15 protein-coding genes and 1 pseudogene are annotated in these 18,779 nt (G+C 62.3%); 6 read left to right on the top strand and 10 right to left on the bottom strand.

Going from position 1 to position 18,779, the window contains the following annotated elements:
• Positions 1–36: 36 nt before the first annotated feature.
• The gene (locus N826_RS23345; protein WP_044432762.1) at positions 37–1,644 is read right to left on the bottom strand and encodes a tetratricopeptide repeat protein; all 1,608 of its coding nucleotides are present in this window, start codon (positions 1,642–1,644) and stop codon (positions 37–39) included.
• 192 nt (positions 1,645–1,836) lie between these two features.
• Between N826_RS23345 and N826_RS23340 the strand changes: the two genes are divergently transcribed.
• Positions 1,837–2,850 (top strand): zinc-binding alcohol dehydrogenase family protein, encoded by a 1,014-nt coding sequence (locus N826_RS23340; protein WP_044432761.1) that lies wholly within the window; start codon positions 1,837–1,839, stop codon positions 2,848–2,850.
• Positions 2,851–2,874: 24 nt separating this feature from the next.
• On the opposite strand, the gene N826_RS23335 is transcribed toward N826_RS23340, so the two are convergent.
• Complete coding sequence (locus tag N826_RS23335) at positions 2,875–4,053, bottom strand: zinc-dependent alcohol dehydrogenase (protein ID WP_044432760.1); 1,179 nt, start codon at positions 4,051–4,053, stop codon at positions 2,875–2,877.
• A gap of 194 nt (positions 4,054–4,247) precedes the next feature.
• On the opposite strand from N826_RS23335, the gene N826_RS23330 reads away from it, so the two are divergent.
• A complete protein-coding gene (locus N826_RS23330; RefSeq protein WP_044432759.1) occupies positions 4,248–4,772 on the top strand; it encodes a hypothetical protein in 525 nt (174 codons plus the stop codon).
• 126 nt (positions 4,773–4,898) lie between these two features.
• Positions 4,899–5,177 (top strand): type II toxin-antitoxin system ParD family antitoxin, encoded by a 279-nt coding sequence (locus N826_RS23325; protein WP_044432758.1) that lies wholly within the window; start codon positions 4,899–4,901, stop codon positions 5,175–5,177.
• A gap of 46 nt (positions 5,178–5,223) precedes the next feature.
• Here the strand turns inward: N826_RS23325 and N826_RS23320 are convergent, their stop codons facing one another.
• From N826_RS23320 to N826_RS23310, 3 genes and pseudogenes are all read right to left on the bottom strand, one after another.
• Positions 5,224–5,568: an HVO_A0114 family putative DNA-binding protein gene (locus tag N826_RS23320; protein ID WP_044432757.1), complete on the bottom strand. Its 345-nt coding sequence runs from the start codon at positions 5,566–5,568 to the stop codon at positions 5,224–5,226.
• Positions 5,565–5,852: pseudogene (locus N826_RS23315) on the bottom strand (toxin-antitoxin system TumE family protein); the annotation flags it as partial. The pseudogene N826_RS23315 and the gene N826_RS23320, both read right to left, overlap by 4 nt.
• A 106-nt stretch (positions 5,853–5,958) precedes the next feature.
• Positions 5,959–6,675: a transposase gene (locus N826_RS23310; RefSeq protein WP_044432753.1), complete on the bottom strand. Its 717-nt coding sequence runs from the start codon at positions 6,673–6,675 to the stop codon at positions 5,959–5,961.
• A gap of 287 nt (positions 6,676–6,962) precedes the next feature.
• On the opposite strand from N826_RS23310, the gene N826_RS23305 reads away from it, so the two are divergent.
• The 3 genes from N826_RS23305 (at position 6,963) to N826_RS23295 (ending at position 11,120) form a co-directional block, all read left to right on the top strand.
• The gene (locus tag N826_RS23305) at positions 6,963–9,674 is read left to right on the top strand and encodes an HsdM family class I SAM-dependent methyltransferase (RefSeq protein WP_044432751.1); all 2,712 of its coding nucleotides are present in this window, start codon (positions 6,963–6,965) and stop codon (positions 9,672–9,674) included.
• A gap of 424 nt (positions 9,675–10,098) precedes the next feature.
• Positions 10,099–10,548, top strand: coding sequence for a helix-turn-helix domain-containing protein (locus tag N826_RS23300; RefSeq protein WP_044432748.1), 450 nt, complete (start codon positions 10,099–10,101; stop codon positions 10,546–10,548).
• Between the two features lie 2 nt (positions 10,549–10,550).
• Positions 10,551–11,120 carry a PIN domain-containing protein gene (locus tag N826_RS23295; protein ID WP_244619674.1) on the top strand — a complete coding sequence of 190 codons (570 nt, stop codon included), beginning with the start codon at positions 10,551–10,553 and terminating at the stop codon, positions 11,118–11,120.
• Between the two features lie 32 nt (positions 11,121–11,152).
• Here the strand turns inward: N826_RS23295 and N826_RS23290 are convergent, their stop codons facing one another.
• From N826_RS23290 to sucC, 5 genes are all read right to left on the bottom strand, one after another.
• On the bottom strand, positions 11,153–12,043 hold the full coding sequence (locus N826_RS23290) for an IclR family transcriptional regulator (RefSeq protein ID WP_084721078.1): 891 nt from the start codon (positions 12,041–12,043) through the stop codon (positions 11,153–11,155).
• Positions 12,044–12,158: 115 nt separating this feature from the next.
• Entirely contained in the window at positions 12,159–14,933 is a 2,775-nt protein-coding gene (gene fdhF / locus N826_RS23285) for a formate dehydrogenase subunit alpha (RefSeq protein WP_044432745.1), read from the bottom strand.
• Entirely contained in the window at positions 14,930–16,633 is a 1,704-nt protein-coding gene (locus tag N826_RS23280) for an NADH-ubiquinone oxidoreductase-F iron-sulfur binding region domain-containing protein (protein ID WP_044432744.1), read from the bottom strand. Before N826_RS23280 ends, fdhF begins: the two co-directional genes overlap by 4 nt.
• 41 nt (positions 16,634–16,674) lie before the next feature.
• Positions 16,675–17,550 carry a succinate--CoA ligase subunit alpha gene (gene sucD / locus N826_RS23275; protein ID WP_044432742.1) on the bottom strand — a complete coding sequence of 292 codons (876 nt, stop codon included), beginning with the start codon at positions 17,548–17,550 and terminating at the stop codon, positions 16,675–16,677.
• Position 17,551: 1 nt separating this feature from the next.
• Positions 17,552–18,751: an ADP-forming succinate--CoA ligase subunit beta gene (gene sucC / locus N826_RS23270; RefSeq protein ID WP_044432739.1), complete on the bottom strand. Its 1,200-nt coding sequence runs from the start codon at positions 18,749–18,751 to the stop codon at positions 17,552–17,554.
• Positions 18,752–18,779 lie beyond the last annotated feature (28 nt).

Genomic DNA, 18,779 nt, shown 5'->3' with positions numbered 1-18,779 from the left:
TTGCTGCACGATGGAGACCGCGTGAAGAGCGGAAAGTTACCGGTAGCCGAACAGCATGGTGATATTGATGCGGCGGTTGAGATAGCCGGGGCGGAAATCGACGCTTTCGGTCGCGTGGACGGCATCGGAACTGAACAGCAGCGCCCGGTTGCGCCGGTGGCCGATCCGGTGCGGCGTGCCGCCGTGCTCACGGATGAAGGCGTCGAACCGCGGGTTGATCGAGTTGTAGTCGTCGAAACTCCACTCGGCCGGGACCTTCACCGGGTAGACCAGCAAGCCGCCGGCGTCCGGGTCCGGACAGGCATCGTCGGGAGCGATCCACAGGTTGACGTTGACGGCGGCATCGTCGGCGTGCGGCGGGATGCCCGACAGGCGCTGGTCGTATTTGAAGGCCCAGACCTGCCGCAGGGCGTGGGGGCCGACGATGTCCGGCAGGGCTGCCTGAAGCCCGCGCGCGATGGCGAACAGGATGTCGTGGTCGAAGCCTTCCTGGAGATACGCGCCGAGATAGCCGCCAGGGTGCTCCAGGTCGAACCAGAACGTCGATTCCAGGCAATAGCGCGTCAACCCGACCAGCGCTTGCGGCGAGAGCAGCCCGTCGATCACGGCATAGCCGGCGACGCTGTCGCGGAAGTCCCGCCCGATCCGCGACCAGTCGAGATCGGGGTTGAGGACGGCGGCGCCCTCTACATCGGGGTCGGCCAGATGGGTGTCAGCCAGCCTGGGATCGGCCAGATGGACCATCCTGTTGTAGACCGGCCGCACAGGGGCGAGTTGTTCCGGCGTCAGCGTGAACACGTCGCCGGGGCGGCGTCCGCTCCGGATCACCTCCGCCGTAAGGTCGCGGAGCGCCGGCAGCATGGCGGCGGCATCGGCGGGCAGGCGACCGAGCGAGTCCAGGTAGGTCAACTGCTCGACATCGTGGGTAAGCTTGGTGATGCTGGCCCGAACCGCCGAACCGGAGACTTCGGCAAAGCCGCCGGCCGACCCGCCGTTTGGCCACCACCGGCTCGCCCGCCGGGGAACCCAGTGCCGCCGGTAAAGCTCCCGCACTTCCTCCAGCCGGCCCTGGAACTTCAGGGCGTCGGCCAGCTGGCGGGCGTGCCCCTCGTCTTCGAGGTCGAGGTCGACGGCGCGGCGAAGGGCGGTTTCGGCCTCCCGCCAGTCGCCCGAGCGGAGCAGGACAGCACCCAGCGTTCCCCAGACGGCGGCCGACTCTGGGGAAAGTCCGGCAAGACGCCGGTAGAAGCCGATGGCTTCGGCGTCGCGGCCTTCCTGGTTCGCCTGGTCCCCGGCCTTCGCCAGGAGCGACTTGATCGCGTCGATGTCCACCGCCGCCGGACCCGATTTGTCCAGCAACTCCACCGCTGCGGCGAAGCGGCCCAGTTCGGACAGGGCGCCGGCGCAGGCGAGAGCTGCGGGGGCGCTGCCGGGCAGCAGCGACAGGCACGCGGTCAGCGGCTCCAGCGCTTCCTCCGGTCGCCCCAGGTCCCGGAGCAGCCGGCCGAGCGCGTAGAGCGCCTGGGTGTTGGAGCCATCGGCGGCGAGCACCCGGCGCAGCAGGGCTTCGGCCCTGTCGTGGATGCCGGCTTCGAACAGATCCACGGCGATGGCAAGGGCTTGGGAGATCGTTTCGGGCGTCATGTGCGGAACAGTCTGGACAGGTTTTCCGCGCACGATGACGGGCAATGGTAAAGATATCGAGGTTCCGAGCATCCAGTCGAAAAACTGATCGATACGATAAGAACTATGCGCTTCACCAATCGGACCGGCGCGTCCAGAGTCCGTCGAGAAGATCTAACCCCGACGGACAACCCAAGAGCAGAGGCGCCCCGGATGAAAGCCATCGGTTTCTACAAGCCGCTCCCCATCGCCGACGAACAGGCGCTGACCGACATCGAACTGCCGGTGCCGGAGCTTCGCCCCCGCGACATCCTAGTCAAGGTCGAGGCCGTGTCGGTCAACCCGGTCGATACCAAGGTCCGGAACAGCGCCACGCCGCCGGAAGGCACCGCCCGCGTCCTGGGCTTCGACGCCGCCGGAACGGTCGAGGCGGTCGGATCGGAAGTGACGCTGTTCAAAAAGGGCGACGAGGTGTTCTACGCTGGCGCGCTCGACCGTCCCGGCACCAACAGCGAGTTCCATGCCGTGGACGAGCGGATCGTCGGCCGCAAGCCGGCGTCGCTGTCGTTCACCCAGGCCGCCGCCCTGCCGCTGACGTCTATCACCGCCTGGGAACTGCTGTTCGACCGGCTGGGCGTGCCCTATGGGAGCAAGACGCAGGAAGGCGCCATCCTGATCGTCAACGGCGCCGGAGGCGTCGGGTCGATCCTGACGCAGATAGTCCGCCGGCTGACCGGCCTGACGGTTATCGCCACGGCCTCGCGTCCCGAGACGGTCGCGTGGTGCCATGAGATGGGCGCGCACCACGTCGTCAACCACTACAACCCGCTGGACGAGGAACTGAGCAAAATCGGCATTCCCGCCGTCCGCTACGTCGCGGCGCTGAATGCCACCGACCAGCACCTCCCCGCCATCGTCAAAGCCGTCGAGCCGCAAGGCGCCGTGGCGGTGATCGACGATCCGAAGGTACTGGACATCGTGCCCTTCAAGCGCAAGAGCGTGTCGGTCCACTGGGAGCTCATGTTCACCCGGTCGTTGTTCGGCACGCCGGACATCCAGCAGCAGCACCGTCTGCTCAATGAGGTCGCCGACCTTGTGGACGCCGGCGTCCTGCGGACGACGCTGAAGGAGGAACTGGGCCGGATCGATGCCGCGAACCTGCGCAAGGCTCACGGCATCCTGGAAAGCGGCAAGAGCATGGGAAAGCTGGTGCTTTCCGGCTTCTGACCCGCCGACCCGTGCAGCCCCGGCTTACAACTGGCCGGGGCGCAGCACCACCTTGATGACGCCGTCCTTCTTGTCGCGGAACTTCTTATACATCTCCGGCGCGTCTTCCAGGCTGGCGGGGTGGGTGACCACGAAGCTGGGGTCGATCTTGCCGGCCTCGATCTTTTCCAGCAGCGGCTTGGTATAGGCCTGGACGTGGGTCTGACCCATCTTGAAAGTCAGGCCCTTGTTCATCGCGGCGCCGATCGGCAGCTTGTCGCCCATGCCGACATAGACGCCGGGGATCGAGATCGTGCCGCCCTTGCGGCAGCTCATGATCGCCTGACGCAGCACGTGGACCCGGTCGGTCGCCAGGAAAGCCGCCGCCTTGACCTTGTCGAACACCGCATCGGCGGCGCCGTGGCCGGCGGCCTCGCAGCCGACCGCGTCGATGCAACTATCGGGACCGCGCTTGTTGGTGCGGGCCATCAGCTCGTCATAGACATCGGTCTTGGAGAAGTCGATCGTCTCGGCGCCGCCGGCCTCGGCCATGGCGAGCCGTTCCGGCACTTCGTCGATCGCGATCACCCGGCCCGCGCCCATCATCAGCGCCGAGCGGATGGCGAACTGGCCGACGGGACCGCAGCCCCAGACCGCGACGGTGTCGCCGTCCTGGATCTGGGCGTTCTCGGCCGCCATGTAGCCGGTCGGGAAGATGTCGGACAGGAACAGCGCCTGCTCGTCGGTGATGCTGTCCGGGACCTTGATCGGCCCGACATCGGCCATCGGCACCCGCAGATATTCCGCCTGACCGCCGCTGTAGCCGCCCAGCATGTGGCTGAAGCCGAACAGCCCGGCGGGAGAGTGCCCCATCGCCTTGATCGCCATCTCGGCATTGGGGTTGGTCCGGTCGCACAGCGAGAACAGGCCCTTTTGGCAGAACCAGCACTGGCCGCAACTGATCGTGAACGGCACCACGACACGGTCGCCAACCCGAAGGTTGGTGACTTCGGAACCGACCTCCACCACTTCGCCCATGTTTTCGTGCCCGAGAATATCGCCACTTTCCATCGTCGGCTGATAGCCGTCGAGCAAATGAAGATCCGACCCGCAGATGGCGCAGGCGGTAATCTTGATGACTGCATCTCTCGGGTGCTGAATTTTGGGATCGGGAACAGTATCGACGCGTACGTCACCTTTTCCGTGCCAGCAAACTGCGCGCATCGATCATTCTCCGGGAGTAAGTGGATATTGCATTAGCTCTACAACATGTGGGTTAGCGGGTGGTTCCTGCTTTTTCTGAATGCAACCGTATCGGGCGGACGATTGGTCGCGGTGTCCGGCGTCTGTTCCGCGCGCATACTCGGCTTCAGCCCGCCGGCGTTCCCGATGCGGTGCCATGGATGAGGATGCCTGCCATGAAGCCCGCCGATACGACGACCGTCCCTCCCCTGCCCTACTTGACCGTAGAGGATGTCGAAGCGGATGCCGGAGCACGGAAGGTCCATGCGGCGGAGGCTGCCAAGGCGTGGCGCTGGATACACCTTCGCCTGCGCCCGGAGATGTCGGACGACGAAGTCGGCGCGCTGGTGCTGTCGGTGCTTCGGGAAAAGCAGCCGGCGCTGGAAGCCGAATCCGGCGTGGTCGAGCGGCTGACCGCCGCCGCCTTACGCCAGCGTCACGCGGCGGCGCCGGCCCTGGTGAAGCCAGCGCCGAAGCCGGGCGCCGTCCACCGCGCGCTGTCCGCCGTCGCGAGGATTCCAGCCAGACAGATCGGCTTGGCGGCGCTGGCGTTCCTGGCGCTGATGCTGATCATCGATCCGGTGATGACCGCCTTCGTGTTCGGCGTCATGGCGCCGTTCGTCGTGATGTTCGCCATCCTGCGCGCCTTCCGCAGCGGAGGCTCTGGGGGAGGCTGTTCCGGCGGAAGCTGCGGCGTCTGACCGAGGAGAGAACCCGGATGAAATCGGCACGAACGGCGTTGTAAGGGGGGAAGACGAAGCGTCTGGTAGCGTTGCGTGAAAAGATAACTGATGATAACAGTTATCTAACTCAGTGGGAGAAAGTTCATGCCGCGCAGCTTCGCCCTTGGCAGCCATTTTGAGAACTTCATCGACGAGCAACTGAGAAGCGGTCGATACAACAATGCGTCGGAAGTCGTGCGTGACGGCCTGCGCATGCTGGAGGACAGGGAAAACCTCCGCCAGATCAAAATCGCTGAGATCCGCCGGTCAATCGAAGAAAGCCGTCAAGATGGGCGCACCACGCCAGTTGATGAGGTTCTCATCCGGTTGGAAGCCAAGTACAACGGCATGAGCGACAAGCCCGAAACGCAAGGCGGCGAGTGACGCTGCCAGTTGAATTTGCTGGCGTGGCGGACGTCGATTTTTTCCGTCATGCCGCCTTGGTCAGAGTGAAATCGACATGAACGGCGTCGTAGGGGAAGACGACGCGGCCATCGGCGGTACGGTCGAGAATACCGGCGTTGAGGAGCGTCTGGACATCTCCATGCACCGCCTTGACATCGCGGCCGACGCGCCGGGCTGCCTCGCGGATCGTCATGGCGCCCTCGCTGGTCATCGACTTCAGCAACTCCCAGCGCTTCCGGGTCAAAGTCTGCCACAGGAGTTCGACTGACACGAACGAGATATGAGCGCCTTGCCGTTCCCCGCCGAACGCTGCCAAGGCCCGCTGCGTCACGTCTTCGCGGGACGCGATCGAGAGTGTCACCGTGTTCATGCAAGCCTCCATTGATCCACATCGAACCAGAAATCCGCCAGCAGCTTTGCCGGAGTGGTAAACGCATACGGCATTTCCATATCACCGATATGCTTGTGATCGCCCTTGCCGGCCTCGTTGTCATAACGGATTACGCAATGCCCGGCGACGACATAGGCCAACGCATATTTATAGTCGTGCGTCGAACCGCGCACAGGTCCCGGTACCCGCCAGATAAGCAGTTCCACGAAGGCGTCAGCCCTGATCTGGTGTCGCTCGCGGAACGGCAATTCGGCATTCACGTTGGAGTTTGTAACAACACTTCAGGGTGTTGTCATTCACTCCAACACATAGCAGGAGGCAAGGATTGCGAATGATGAGCGGGAATGACACTCCGTCGGAAGCCCACAGCTATGCCCTCTCAGCCCACGTTTTGTCGGTGGAAGCCTTTGGCGGGCGACCCCGCATGGGAGGATCGACCCGGCGGCCAAGGGCGCGTTCGACCTGTTGGCGAAAGCGGTCGGTGCCGGGCACCCAGCCTCTTTGCGTCGCGTCGCGGATCGTCTCCACCTGTTCGCCGGTCAGGCCGGGGCCGAACAGGTCGCGATATGCGGCTCGGCGGGCGGCAACGGTGGCGCCGAGTGCCGTGTAGGTCGCGTGCTCACGAAGCAGTGGGTCTTTGGTCCCCAAGGCGTTGTTCCGGTAGCTCGACCAGGGATAGTCTTCGGGCCGGGAGACCAAATCAGCGCGGACCGGGTTGGATTCGACGTAGCGATGGCAGACGAGAACATAGCTCTCGCTGTCGAGGATGGTCGATTTGTACCGCCCTTCCCACAGTGTTCCCGTGCGTCGGTACTCCCGGTTGACATACGAGACATAGCGCCGCCCAAGCGACTGCATGAGGCGCGGGATCGAGTCGGCCCCGCCGGCGGTGATCGCAAGATGGAAATGGTTCGTCATGAGCACGTAGGCGTGGAGGGCGCATCCTTCTGCATCCAACGCCTCACCCAGCCACTTCAGGAAAACCTGCCGGTCGTCCTCGCTGAAGAACACCGCCTGCCGGTTGTTGCCACGCTGGACTATGTGGTGTGTATGGTCCGGTAGAATGAGGCGACTGGGGCGCGGCATGGTAGGAATCTCCGTTTTCTGGAGAGAGCGATACCATGGACCGGGCGAACTGGTCAATAATTCACTCTGACCCCTTTTCTCGACCCCTTTTCTCTGTCGCAGACCGACTATATCCCTCAAAAGTTGTAGAGTCCGCGAAATCGCATTAAGACAAAAGTAATATATTTTGACTAAGTCATATTATGACATGTTGTTGCGCTAGATAAGCCTCTTTTTTTCATAGGTGATATTGGTTTCGCGCAAAAGCTGTAAGAATGAACAATTTATCGCGGCAATAGGGATATTTTATGGCGCACGAAGAGTTGGTCCAGAACAGGTATCTGGAGCAGGGCAAACTGGTTGGCTCTCGGTTTGGCGCTTTTGAGCGTCTCTCCTTGGGTAACACAACTTTGAAGGCGCTCGCAACCCTTGGTGTAACGATTACACCGCCGACTGAAATCAAATTCCCGCTGGTGCGCTACAAGCCTCCAAAAAATCCTGCGAATTTAAGGCCAGACCAACTCTTCCTCCAACGTGATGGGGATAACCTCATGCCCGTTGCAGTCGGAGAAAACAAAGACCATGGCGCCTTCCTCACCGAAAGGGACCAGTTGTATGCGGCGGAGCAGGCGCTCTGCAACGCGATCGCCTGCGCCACGCCGGTAGCGTTCTACACCGATGGCACCACCTATCATTACATAGACGTCAACGCATCCATCACGGCGCAACGGATTATACCATTTCCTGAAAAGCGTGATCTTAATCCAGCAGTTTTGCACAATCTCCTGCGGGGTGACACAGACACAGTCCGAGATCCAGGGCTGTTGGCTGAAAAGGTGTGGCAACTCATTTGGCACACAACGAAGGCAGAGCCGAGGCAATGCCTTCTCACCTTCGTCGAAATTTTCATGTTGAAGTTCTTATCGGACAACTTGTCCACGGCGGCACTGCCGAGAGCCCATCAGTTCTACGAACTTCTGGAGGACCCCTCAGCCTTCAAGCAACGCTATGGCGTTCTTCCTATTGAATACTACATACGGGAAATTCGGCCGCGCATAAAAACGCTGTTTCCAGATAACGTTGTCTGCAATGCTGACGATGTAGGGCACCTATTCGGCTTGCAAACTGTTGTCTCTAAAACCTCTGTTATCAACGGTTTTGCTTTTCTGCGATCCTCTTCGGATGGCATCGCAACTTTTAGTAGAACTTTTGTGGAAATATTGCACGCTTTCAACGACTTCGGACCTCTGACGCGTATCGATCCACAATTCAAACTGCGACTTTACGAAACATTCCTGAAACGGTCTGCTAGGCAACAGAGGCTTGGGCAGTTCTTCACGCCGCGTAACGTCGTCCGTCCTGTTATCCGCATGGCCGAACTGGGGGCCTTGCCAGACAATAGCGTGGTTTTGGATCCAGCCGCAGGTGTCGGTGGCTTCATCTTGGAGCCGCTTCTTTTTGAGGACGACCTTAAAGGCAACATTACTTTCCGCAATGGGCATCCGTGCTTCCGTGTGCGCATGATTGGCATTGATGTCGAAGCTGATCTCCATATCCTAGCCAAAGCAAACATGATGCTTCATTTGGCCGAATGCATTCGTGACCCAACCACCACGCTCGCAGGGCTAAACGCGGCGATGGCTGAGACCATCTTGCTGATGAACGAAAATGAGACACTCGGATCATTGTTGAATCCACCACGAGACTCAGTGGATGTCATTCTCACAAATCCACCTTATGTGACCGACGGCAGTGGAGTCTACGCCAAAGAATTAGCGCACCTTAAAGGGGTAATGAAGAATGGAGTTGATCTTAGAAAATACTATGGCGGCAGCGGCTTAGGTGTAGAGAGTCTTTTTCTTCGCTATATCACTGGAGCACTGAAACCAGGAGGCCGCGCATTCGTTATTGTTCCGCTCGGCCTGCTCAATCGGACCGAAGCGGGACCTCGGATAAAGGTCCTGCAAAAGTGCAACATACTCGCGTCCATTCAGTTGCCACAGGGTACCTTCTTCAACACTACTCAGAAGACCTATTTGCTCGTACTTGAGCGCCGCCATACCGACGCCGATGAGCGACCTCCCGTGCTCTGCGGTATCGCTCGGACTATCGGTGAGACGCTTGACAGGTATCGCGCACCAACTCCGGAAGACAACGACCTCGACCAGATCGCTGGAATCTTCGTAGCACTTCATGGCCGTGGTCACCGCGGCCAATACAATGAACATTCGGTTGACAGGGCTGAGACGCTCATTACCAAGGTGCGCGATGCAGCAGATTTCTCAGCGGCAGATCGGTGGGATGTCGCAAGGTTCTGGTCCGATCAGGAACTGGTTGCACTAGGTGAAAAACAGTCCGCAGTCGACCGGATCGACTGGCTCAATGATGTCACCGATGACTTGGAAGGACTGCTAAAAGAACTCAGCAGAGCCAAAAGGGAACTTACCGCTCTATCGGCAGATGGTCCGACCAAAGATATTCGATTAGATGACGAGCAATACTTCCATGTGCGGTCTGGGGATCGCATCAAAACGGAAGAGATTAGAGCAAATCCAGGATCGATAGTGGTCTACAGTTGTTTTCGTGATGCAGCTATGTCGAAGGGTTCCATTTCTGTGGAATGGCTCCTGGAGAATGATATTCCCGTTGAGCACGAACGCTTCGTGTCGATCAACGCCAATGGCGCATCTGTCGGCAAGGTGTTCGTGCGTGAGGCAGGCTGTGTAATCACGGACGACGTTATTGCAGTTCACCAGACGCCGCGCGGACGGAAATCCATCGATCTAGACTTCCTCGCGATCGAGTTGCGACGCGCTGTTGAACAGGGAGGCTTTCTTTACGAGGCCAAACTGTTTCTAGCCCGCGCAAAGGATTTGACGGTGCGCGTTCCAATAACACCTAGCGGAGCATTCGACCGGCAACGGCAGCAGAAGATCGCAAAGGCCGTCAAGCGCTTCGACCTGTTGCGCAGCAGGGTTCATGATCTTGGGCAACGCGCCCAGGATGCGCGAGTGATATAACGTGTGGCGGCGATGCCGATGTTTTTGACGAACGGTCGCACTCCCGTAGGTGGGGGAGGTCGGATCGCATTGCCTCCTTCACGCCTATAAATCTGCGGACTTAACGTTAGTTGATCCCATCGACTGGGTGCCCCTACGTTCCGTTCGCACAAACGGCCCCTAGATGCGCACCGATGCCCAGCATCGCCGCGCATGATGGCTCATAACGTGATCGAGGAAAAAGGGGTCCGCAGGAAAAAGGGGTCAGGGGAAAAAGGGGTCAGAGTGATTAAAGAGTATGAAGCCTGCATCCCCTTCTCTGACCAAGCAGGACACGAACCTTCAACCCCCTCCTCCCTAGTCGGCGCACCACACGCGTTTCGGTTATTGCGTTTACGCTCCGGAAGACACATATACATGTGCCATCTGTGCAGGGGAAAGCGACATGGGTGCGTTGATCGAAAAAGCGGGGACTGTCGTGCCAAGCGAGGAGGATGCTCGTTTAGCGGCGGAATCGAGTCGCATTCTGGCGGCCAACCGCCCGGATCATGCGCTTCGGGTGCAGTTGGAGGATGGGCGGGTGCTGACGCTGCCAGTTGCCGCCGCTCGTTTGCTTGAGCATCTGTTGACCGAAATGGCTCATGGCAACGCCGTCACCTTGATACCAGTTCATGCTGAGCTGACGACGCAGGAAGCTGCGGATTACCTGAACGTGTCGCGCCCATACCTTGTGCGGCTGCTTGAGGAAAATGCAATGAGGTTTCACAAGGTTGGAACGCACCGGCGTATCAGGTTCCAGGACCTCAAGGCATACAAGGATCAGATGGACGCCAAACGCGAGATGGCCATGAACGAGCTTGTGGCTGAAGCCCAGGAACTGGGTTTGGGCTACTGATCTTGGCGGGCTTTGTCGTCCTCTATGACGCCTGCGTCTTGTATCCAGCACCCTTGCGAGACTTGCTGATCGAACTCGCGGCGGCAAATCTTTTTCAAGCGAAGTGGACCGATGCGATACACGATGAATGGATCGGGAACCTGCTGGCCAATCGCCGGGATCTGAATGCCGAACGGCTCCAACGCACAAGAGAATTTATGAACGCAAGCGTCCTGGATTGCTTGGTTCGCGGGTACGAGCACCTGATTCCCGCTGTTACCCTGCCCGACGAGAACGACCGCCATGTCGTGGCAGCCGCGATCCATTGCCATGCTGACGCAATCGTGACGTTCAATCTGAAGGACTTTCCGCAGAACGAACTCTCAAGGTATAACCTGGAGGCTATTCATCCGGATGAATTCATAAGATCGGTATTTGACCTGAATGATGCAGCAGTCGTGATTGCGGCTCAGAGATGCCATAAAAAGCTCAGGAACCCTCCCAAGACCGCCGAAGAATATTTAGATACTCTCCTGCGCCAATCCTTGCCGAAGACAGCGAGTGCTCTCAAGCCTTATTCTGAAGTGCTTTGAAAGAAGCAACACATTGAACCGGACATAGGCCCCTATCCCGGCGCCGTGCCCCCCAGCTCGTTCGTCACCATCGCAGCCGCCTGCCGCACCAGCGCCCCCAGCGCCGCGACGCGCTCGTCCGTCACCCGCGCTTTCGGTCCTGACACCGACAGCGCCCCGATCGCCTGGGCGCGCTCGTCGTAGATCGTCGCGGCGACGCACCGAAGCCCGATCGCGTGCTCCTCGTTGTCGATCGCGTAGGCGCGCGTCCGAATGACCTCCAGGTCGGCCTCCAGCGCGTCAAGCGTCGTCAGGGTCGCCGCGGTGAAGCGTTGCATGCCGCGCTGTTCCATCAGGCTCTTGACGTAGTGCGGGGCCATGCGGGCGAGCAGGGCTTTTCCGGCGGCGGAGCAGTGCAGCGGCAGGCGGGAGCCGGGAGGGGCGAGGGCTCGCATCATCTGGTGGCATTCGACCTGGGCCAGATATACGACTTCGTGGTTCTCGATGATCGCCAGATTGACGGTTTCGCTCGCCTGATCCATCAGTTGCCGCATGCGCGGGCGGGCGAGGTCTACGATGTTGCGGGTCTTCAGGAAGCCGCTGCCGGCGATGAAGGCCTGGACGCCGACGTACCAGCTCCGGGTGCCGCTGTCGAAGCGGACGTAGCGCTCCTGCTGAAGGGTCGTCAGAAGGCGGTGGGCGGTGGAGGGCGACAGTTCGGCGGCGCGGGCGAGTTCGGTCAGCGACATCGGACCGTCGGCTTCGCCCAGGATGCTCATGATGTTGAGGGCACGGACCAGCGACTGGACCGTCTGCGAACGGGGATCGACGGTCTTGGGATCAGCCTGCTTGACTTCGGCCTGCTTGGGAGTCGTCTTCGCTTCGGCCTGATCTGAATCGGAGTCGGGGCCGGACCTTATCAATGTCTCTTCCTGGCTTCGCATGGGGGCTTGAGCCTCGCCTCGACTGTGTGGTCGGCGGAATGTCTGCTCGTGTCGAAAAGAAGCGCGGTCCGCCCTGGGAGGGGAAGAAGGGCGGACCGCGCACGGCGCCGGGGTTTTACTCCGCGGCGGCCGCGTGCTCGCGCACCGGTTCGACCTTCGCGGCGCAGTACTTGAACTCCGGGATCTTGCCGAAGGGGTCGAGCTGCGGGTTGGTCAGCACGTTGGCCGCCGCCTCCGCGTAGCAGAACGGCATGAAGACCAGGCCGGTCGGGATGGCGTAGTCGGCTCGCGCCACCAGTTCGACCGATCCGCGCCGGGTCCGCACCGTCATCCGGTCGCCGGCCCCGATGCCCAGCCGCCGCAGGTCGGCGGGCGACATATAGGCGACCGCTTCCGGCTCGATGTCGTCCAGCACCTGCGACCGGCGGGTCATCGCCCCGGTGTGCCAGTGCTCGAGCTGGCGGCCGGTGGTCAGCACCATCGGATATTCCGCGTCCGGCTCCTCCGCCGGCGGGATGATTGCCGCTGGCACCAGCCGGCCCCTGCCCGTCTCGGTCGGGAAGCCGTTGCCGAACACGATCTCATGGCCCGGCTGGTCGGGAGCATCACACGGATATGTCACGGAGCCTTCGCGCTCCAGCCGTTCCCAGGTGATGTTCGCCAGCGACGGCATCGCCTTCGTCATCTCGGCGAAGATCTCGCGCGGATGGCTATAGGTCCAGTTCTGGCCCAGACGGTTCGCCAGTTCGGTGACGATGATCCAGTCTTCCCGCGCCTCGCCCGGCATCGGCAGCGCCTTGCGGCCAAGCTGGACCTGACGGTTGGTGTTGGTCGCCGTCCCGTCCTTTTCCGGCCAGGCGGAGGCCGGAAGCACCACGTCGGCGTACTTGGCCGTCTCGGTCAGGAAGATGTCCTGCACCACCAGATGGTCGAGCTTGGCCAGCGCCTCGCGGGCGTGGCTGACGTCCGGGTCGGACATGGCTGGGTTTTCGCCCATGATGTACATGCCGCTGATCTTGTCGTCATGGATCGCGTCCATGATCTCGACCACCGTCAACCCGCGCACGCCCGGCAGCTTGGTGCCCCACAGGTCCTCGTAGAACTCGCGGACCTTGGGCTTGTCCACCGGCTGGTAGTCGGGGAACACCATCGGGATCAGGCCGGCGTCGGATGCGCCCTGCACGTTGTTCTGGCCGCGCAGCGGATGCAGGCCGGTGCCGGGGCGGCCGATCTGTCCTGTCGTCAGCGCCATCGCGATCAGGCAACGCACGTTGTCGGTGCCGTGGATGTGCTGCGAGACGCCCATGCCCCAGAAGATGATGGAGGCTTCGGACCGGGCGTAGAGCCGCGCCACGGTGCGCAGCTCGGCGGCATCGATGCCGCAGATCTCCGCCATCTTCTCCGGCGTGTATTCCTTGATGTGCTCCTTCAGTTCCGCGAAGTCTTCGGTATTGGCCTGAACGTATTGCTGGTCGTACAGACCCTCGGTGATGATGACGTTGAGGATGGCGTTCAGCATCGCCACGTCGCGGCCGGGCTTGAACTGAAGCATGTGGGTGGCGAACCGCTTCAGCGCATGGCCGCGCGGGTCCATCACCACCAGCTTGGCGCCGCGCTCGACCGCGTTCTTGAAGAAGGTCGCGGCGACGGGATGGTTCTCGGTCGGGTTGGCGCCGATCACGATGATCACCTCGGCGTCCTTGGCCGACATGAACGGCGCCGTCACGGCGCCCGATCCGATGCCCTCGATCAGCCCCACGACGGAAGACGCGTGGCACAGGCGGGTGCAGTGATCGACGTTGTTTGTGCCGAAGCCCGTCCGCACCAGCTTCTGGAACAGGTAGGCTTCCTCGTTCGACCCCTTGGCCGACCCGAAACCGGCCAGCGCGTCGCCGCCGCGTTCGTCGCGGATCTTCTTAAGGCCCTTGGCCGCCACGTCCAGCGCCTCTTCCCAGCTCGCCTGCCGGAAATGGGTCAGCGGGTTCTCCGGGTCGATATCGACGTCGTGCTTGGACACGCCCTCGCGCCGGATCAGCGGCACGGTCAGGCGGTCCTCGTGGTGGACGTAATCGAAGCCGAAGCGGCCCTTGACGCACAGGCGGTTCTGGTTGGACGGACCGTCGCGGCCGGTCACCGACAGCAGCTTGTCGTCCTTGATGTTGTAGGTAAGCTGGCAGCCGACGCCGCAATACGGGCAGACGCTGTCCACCTTGCGGTCGGGCGCCGCCGAGAACACGCCGGTCTGCTTATCCACCTGGGTCGCCGGCATCAGGGCGCCGGTCGGGCAGGCCTGGACGCACTCGCCGCAGGCGACGCAGGTGCTGTTGCCCATGGGATCGTCGAAGTCGAAGACGATCTTCTCGGCGTGGCCGCGCATCGCCATGCCGATCACGTCGTTGACCTGGACCTCGCGGCAGGCGCGGACGCACAGGTTGCACTGGATGCAGGCATCGAGCTGCACCGCCATCGCGGAATGGCTGAAGTCCTTGGCCGGGGCCGGGTCGCGGCCGGGGAAGCGGCTGTCGGAGACCTCCAGCTTGTCGGCCCAGTTCCAGAAGCGGGAATCGGGGTCGTGGGCTTCCTCGCGGGCGGGCTGGTCGCCGACCAGCAGTTCGAACACCAGCTTGCGCGCCGACTTGGCGCTCTCGCTGGCGGTATTGACCTTCATGCCCTGCTGCGGCTTGCGGATGCAGCTCGCGGCCAGGACGCGTTCGCCTTCCACCTCGACCATGCAGGCGCGGCAGTTGCCGTCGGGACGGTAGCCCGGCGCCGGAGTGTAGCAGAGGTGCGGGATCTCGGTGCCGCGACGGTTGGCGACCTGCCAGATGGTCTCGCCGGGGCGGGCTTCGACCTCTTCACCGTCCAGGAAAAATCGGATCGCCTCGCTCATGTCAGGTCCTCCGGAAAATGCTTCATTATCTGTTTGATCGGGTTCATCGCCGCCTGACCCAGGCCGCAGATCGAGGCTGATGTCATAACCTTCGCCAACTCGCCCAGCAGGGGCTGGTTCCAGCTTGGCTGCTCCAGCAGCTTGACCGCCTTCTCGGTGCCGGCCCGGCAGGGGGTGCACTGGCCGCAGCTCTCATCCTCGAAGAACTTCATCAGGTTGAGGCCGACCCGTTTCATGTCGTCCTTGTCGGACAGCACGACGACCGCCGCCGAGCCGATAAAGCAGCCGTGCTGCTCCAGCGTGCCGAAGTCCAGCGGGATGTCGGACATGCTGGCCGGAAGGATGCCGCCGGAAGCGCCGCCGGGAAGGTAACCCTTGAAGGTGTGCCCGTCCTCCATCCCGCCGCAGAACTCATCGATCAGTTCGGTGATGGTGACGCCAGCCGGTGCCAGCTTGACGCCGGGCTCCTTGACGTGGCCGGAGACGGAATAGCTGCGCAGGCCCTTGCGTCCGTTGCGGCCGTGGCTCGACCACCACTCCGGTCCCTTCTCCACGATGTCGCGGACCCAGAAGACCGTCTCGATGTTGTTGATCAGCGTCGGCTGGCCGAACAGACCGACCTGGGACGGGAACGGCGGCTTGTGGCGCGGCAGGCCGCGCTTGCCCTCGATGCTTTCCAGCATCGCCGATTCCTCGCCGCAGATATAGGCGCCGGCGCCGCGCCGCATGTGGATCTTGGTGTGCCGGCTGAGACCGGCCTGCTCGACCCTGGCGATCTCGCGGTCCAGGATCTCGCGGCACTGCGGATATTCGTCGCGCAGGTAGATATAGACGTCGGTCGCCTCGACCGCCCAGGCGCCGATCAGCGTCCCTTCCAGGAAGCGGTTGGGGTCGGTTTCCAGATAGTGGCGGTCCTTGAAGGTGCCGGGCTCGCCCTCGTCCCCGTTGATCGCCATCAGGCGCGGGCCGGGCTCGGCGCGGACGAAGCGCCATTTGCGGCCGGTCGGGAACCCTGCGCCGCCGAGGCCGCGCAGGCTGGAGCCTTCCAGGGTCGTCAGGATGCCTTCAAGGTCGCGGGTGCCGTCCAGGCATTCTTCCAGCAGCTTGTAGCCGCCGCCGGCGCGGTAATCGTCGAAGCCGTGGTAGTCGGGGATATGCGGGTGGGTATGCCCGGCATCGACGGCGGCCTTGACGTTCTCCACCGTCGCGTGCTCGTGCAGCGCATGGCCGATCGCCACGGCGGGCGCGTTGTGGCAGGCACCCATGCATGGGGCACGGATGACCCGCACATTCGGGCCGACCGCGTCGGGCAGCCCGTAGAACAGGTCGGCGCCGCCCTTCAGCTCGCAAGTCAGGCTGTCGCAGACCCGGATCGTCAGGGGCGGCGGGGCGACTTCGCCATCCATCACGATGTCGAAATGGGCGTAGAAGCTGGCGACCTCGTACACTTCCACCAGCGCCAGCCGCATTTCATACGCCAGCGCCACCAGATGGCGCGCATGCAGCGCATGATAGCGGTCCTGGAGCAGGTGCAGGTGCTCGATCAGCAGGTCCGGCTGCCTGGACCTGTCGCCCAGTAGCTCCTGGACCTCGGCCAACGACGTCAGATCGAGCTGGCGTCCCTTCGGTAGCCCACGGGTCTTGCGGCGCCCCAAACCGGGATGCTTGTTGTTGGGTTCGTTGGGAATGGCCGTGTCCATGGATTTCCTGCCCCTGTCTTCTTGTCTTCTTTGCCTTGCCGTCAACGACCCATGGCTTCAAGCATGGTGCGTCCCAGGCTGGCCGGACTGTCGGCGATATGGATGCCCGCCGCCGTCAAGGCCTGTACTTTGAAGTCCGCCGTGTCATTACCACCGGAAATTACGGCCCCGGCATGACCCATGCGGCGGCCCGGCGGTGCGGTGCGGCCCGCGATGAAGCCGACGACCGGCTTCTTGGTGCCGCTGGCCTTGATGAACTCCGCACCCTTGACCTCGGCGTCGCCGCCGATCTCGCCGATCATGATGATGCCTTCGGTCTCGTCGTCCTTCAGGAACAGCTCCAGGCTGTCCACGAAGTTGGTGCCGTTGACCGGATCGCCGCCGATGCCGATGCAGGTGGTCTGGCCAAGGCCGGCCGCCGTCGTCTGCGCCACCGCTTCATACGTCAACGTGCCGGAACGGGAAACGATCCCGATCTTGCCGCGACGATGGATGTGGCCGGGCATGATGCCGATCTTGCACTCGTCCGGCGTGATGATCCCAGGGCAGTTGGGGCCGATCAGCCGGGTAGCGGAACCGTCCAGGGCGCGCCGGACCTTGACCATGTCGAGGACGGGAATGCCTTCGGTGATGCAGACCACCAGCGGGATCTGCGCGTCGATGGCTTCCAGGATGGCGTCGGCCGCGAACGGCGGGGGGACGTAGATAACGCTGGCGTTGGCGCCGGTGTCGTTGACGGCCTGAGCCACCGTGTCGAACACAGGCAGGTCGAGGTGCTTGGTGCCGCCCTTACCGGGGGTGACGCCGCCGACCATGTTGGTGCCGTAGGCGATCGCCTGCTCGGAGTGGAAAGTCCCCTGCGCGCCGGTGAAGCCCTGGCAGATGACCCGCGTTTCTGAATTTACGAGAACCGACATGTCAGGCGGCCTTTCTCTGGACGGCGCTGACGATCTTCTTGGCCGCATCGCCAAGATCGTCCGCGGAGAGGATGGGAAGGCCTGACTCGGCCAGGATACGCTTGCCCATGTCGACGTTGGTGCCTTCGAGACGGACCACCAGCGGGACGTGGAGCGAGACTTCGCGCGCGGCGGCGACGACGCCCTCCGCGATCACGTCGCAGCGCATGATGCCGCCGAAGATGTTGACCAGGATGCCTTCGACGTTCTTGTCCGACAGGATCAGCTTGAACGCCGTGGTAACCCGCTCCTTGGTGGCGCCGCCGCCGACATCGAGGAAGTTGGCCGGTTCGCCGCCGTGCAGCTTGATGATGTCCATCGTCGCCATGGCAAGGCCGGCGCCGTTGACCATGCAGCCGATGTTGCCGTCGAGCTTGATGTAGTTCAGCTCGTGCTTCGCCGCTTCGCGCTCGGAGGCTTCCTCCTCGTCGGCATCGCGCAGTTCTTCCACGTCCTTGTGGCGGAACAGGGCGTTGTCGTCGAAGTTCATCTTGGCGTCGAGCGCGATGATCTCGCCCGCACCGGTCACGACCAGCGGGTTGATCTCGACCGTTGAGGCGTCCAGCTCGACGAAGGCCTTGTAGGCGGCCATGACGAACTTGACGGCGGCGTTGACCTGCTTGCCTTCCAGGCCGAGGCCGAAGGCGATCTTGCGGGCATGGAAGCCGGAGATGCCGGTGGCGGGATCGACCGCGACCTTCAGGATCTTCTCGGGATTGTTGTGGGCGACCTCTTCGATCTCCATCCCGCCCTCGGTCGAGGCCATGATGGTGACGCGGGAAGTGGCGCGGTCCAGCAGCAAGCCCAGATACAGCTCGCGCTTGATGTCGCAGCCTTCCTCGATGTAGAGGCGCTTGACTTCCTTGCCGGCGGGTCCGGTCTGCTTGGTCACAAGCACCTGGCCCAGCATTTCGCCGGCATTGGCCGCCACGTCGGCGACCGACTTGACGACGCGGACGCCGCCTTTCCCTTCGGGATTGTTCTGGAAACGGCCGGCGCCTCGGCCGCCCGCATGGATCTGGGACTTTACGACCCAAATCGGACCGCCCAGCTCGTTGGCGACCTTCTCGGCTTCCGCCGGGCTGAAGGCAACTCCTCCGCGCGGTACGACGACACCGTAGCGCTTGAGCAGGGCCTTTGCCTGATACTCATGGATATTCATCGAGGCCCTCCCTGGGCATTTATTTTTG

The sequence above is a fragment of the Skermanella aerolata KACC 11604 genome, assembly GCF_000936425.1.
In the GTDB taxonomy this organism is placed as follows: domain Bacteria; phylum Pseudomonadota; class Alphaproteobacteria; order Azospirillales; family Azospirillaceae; genus Skermanella; species Skermanella aerolata.
The sequence above is the reverse complement of the archived record's forward strand: the minus strand, read 5'-3'. Positions and strand labels throughout refer to the sequence as shown.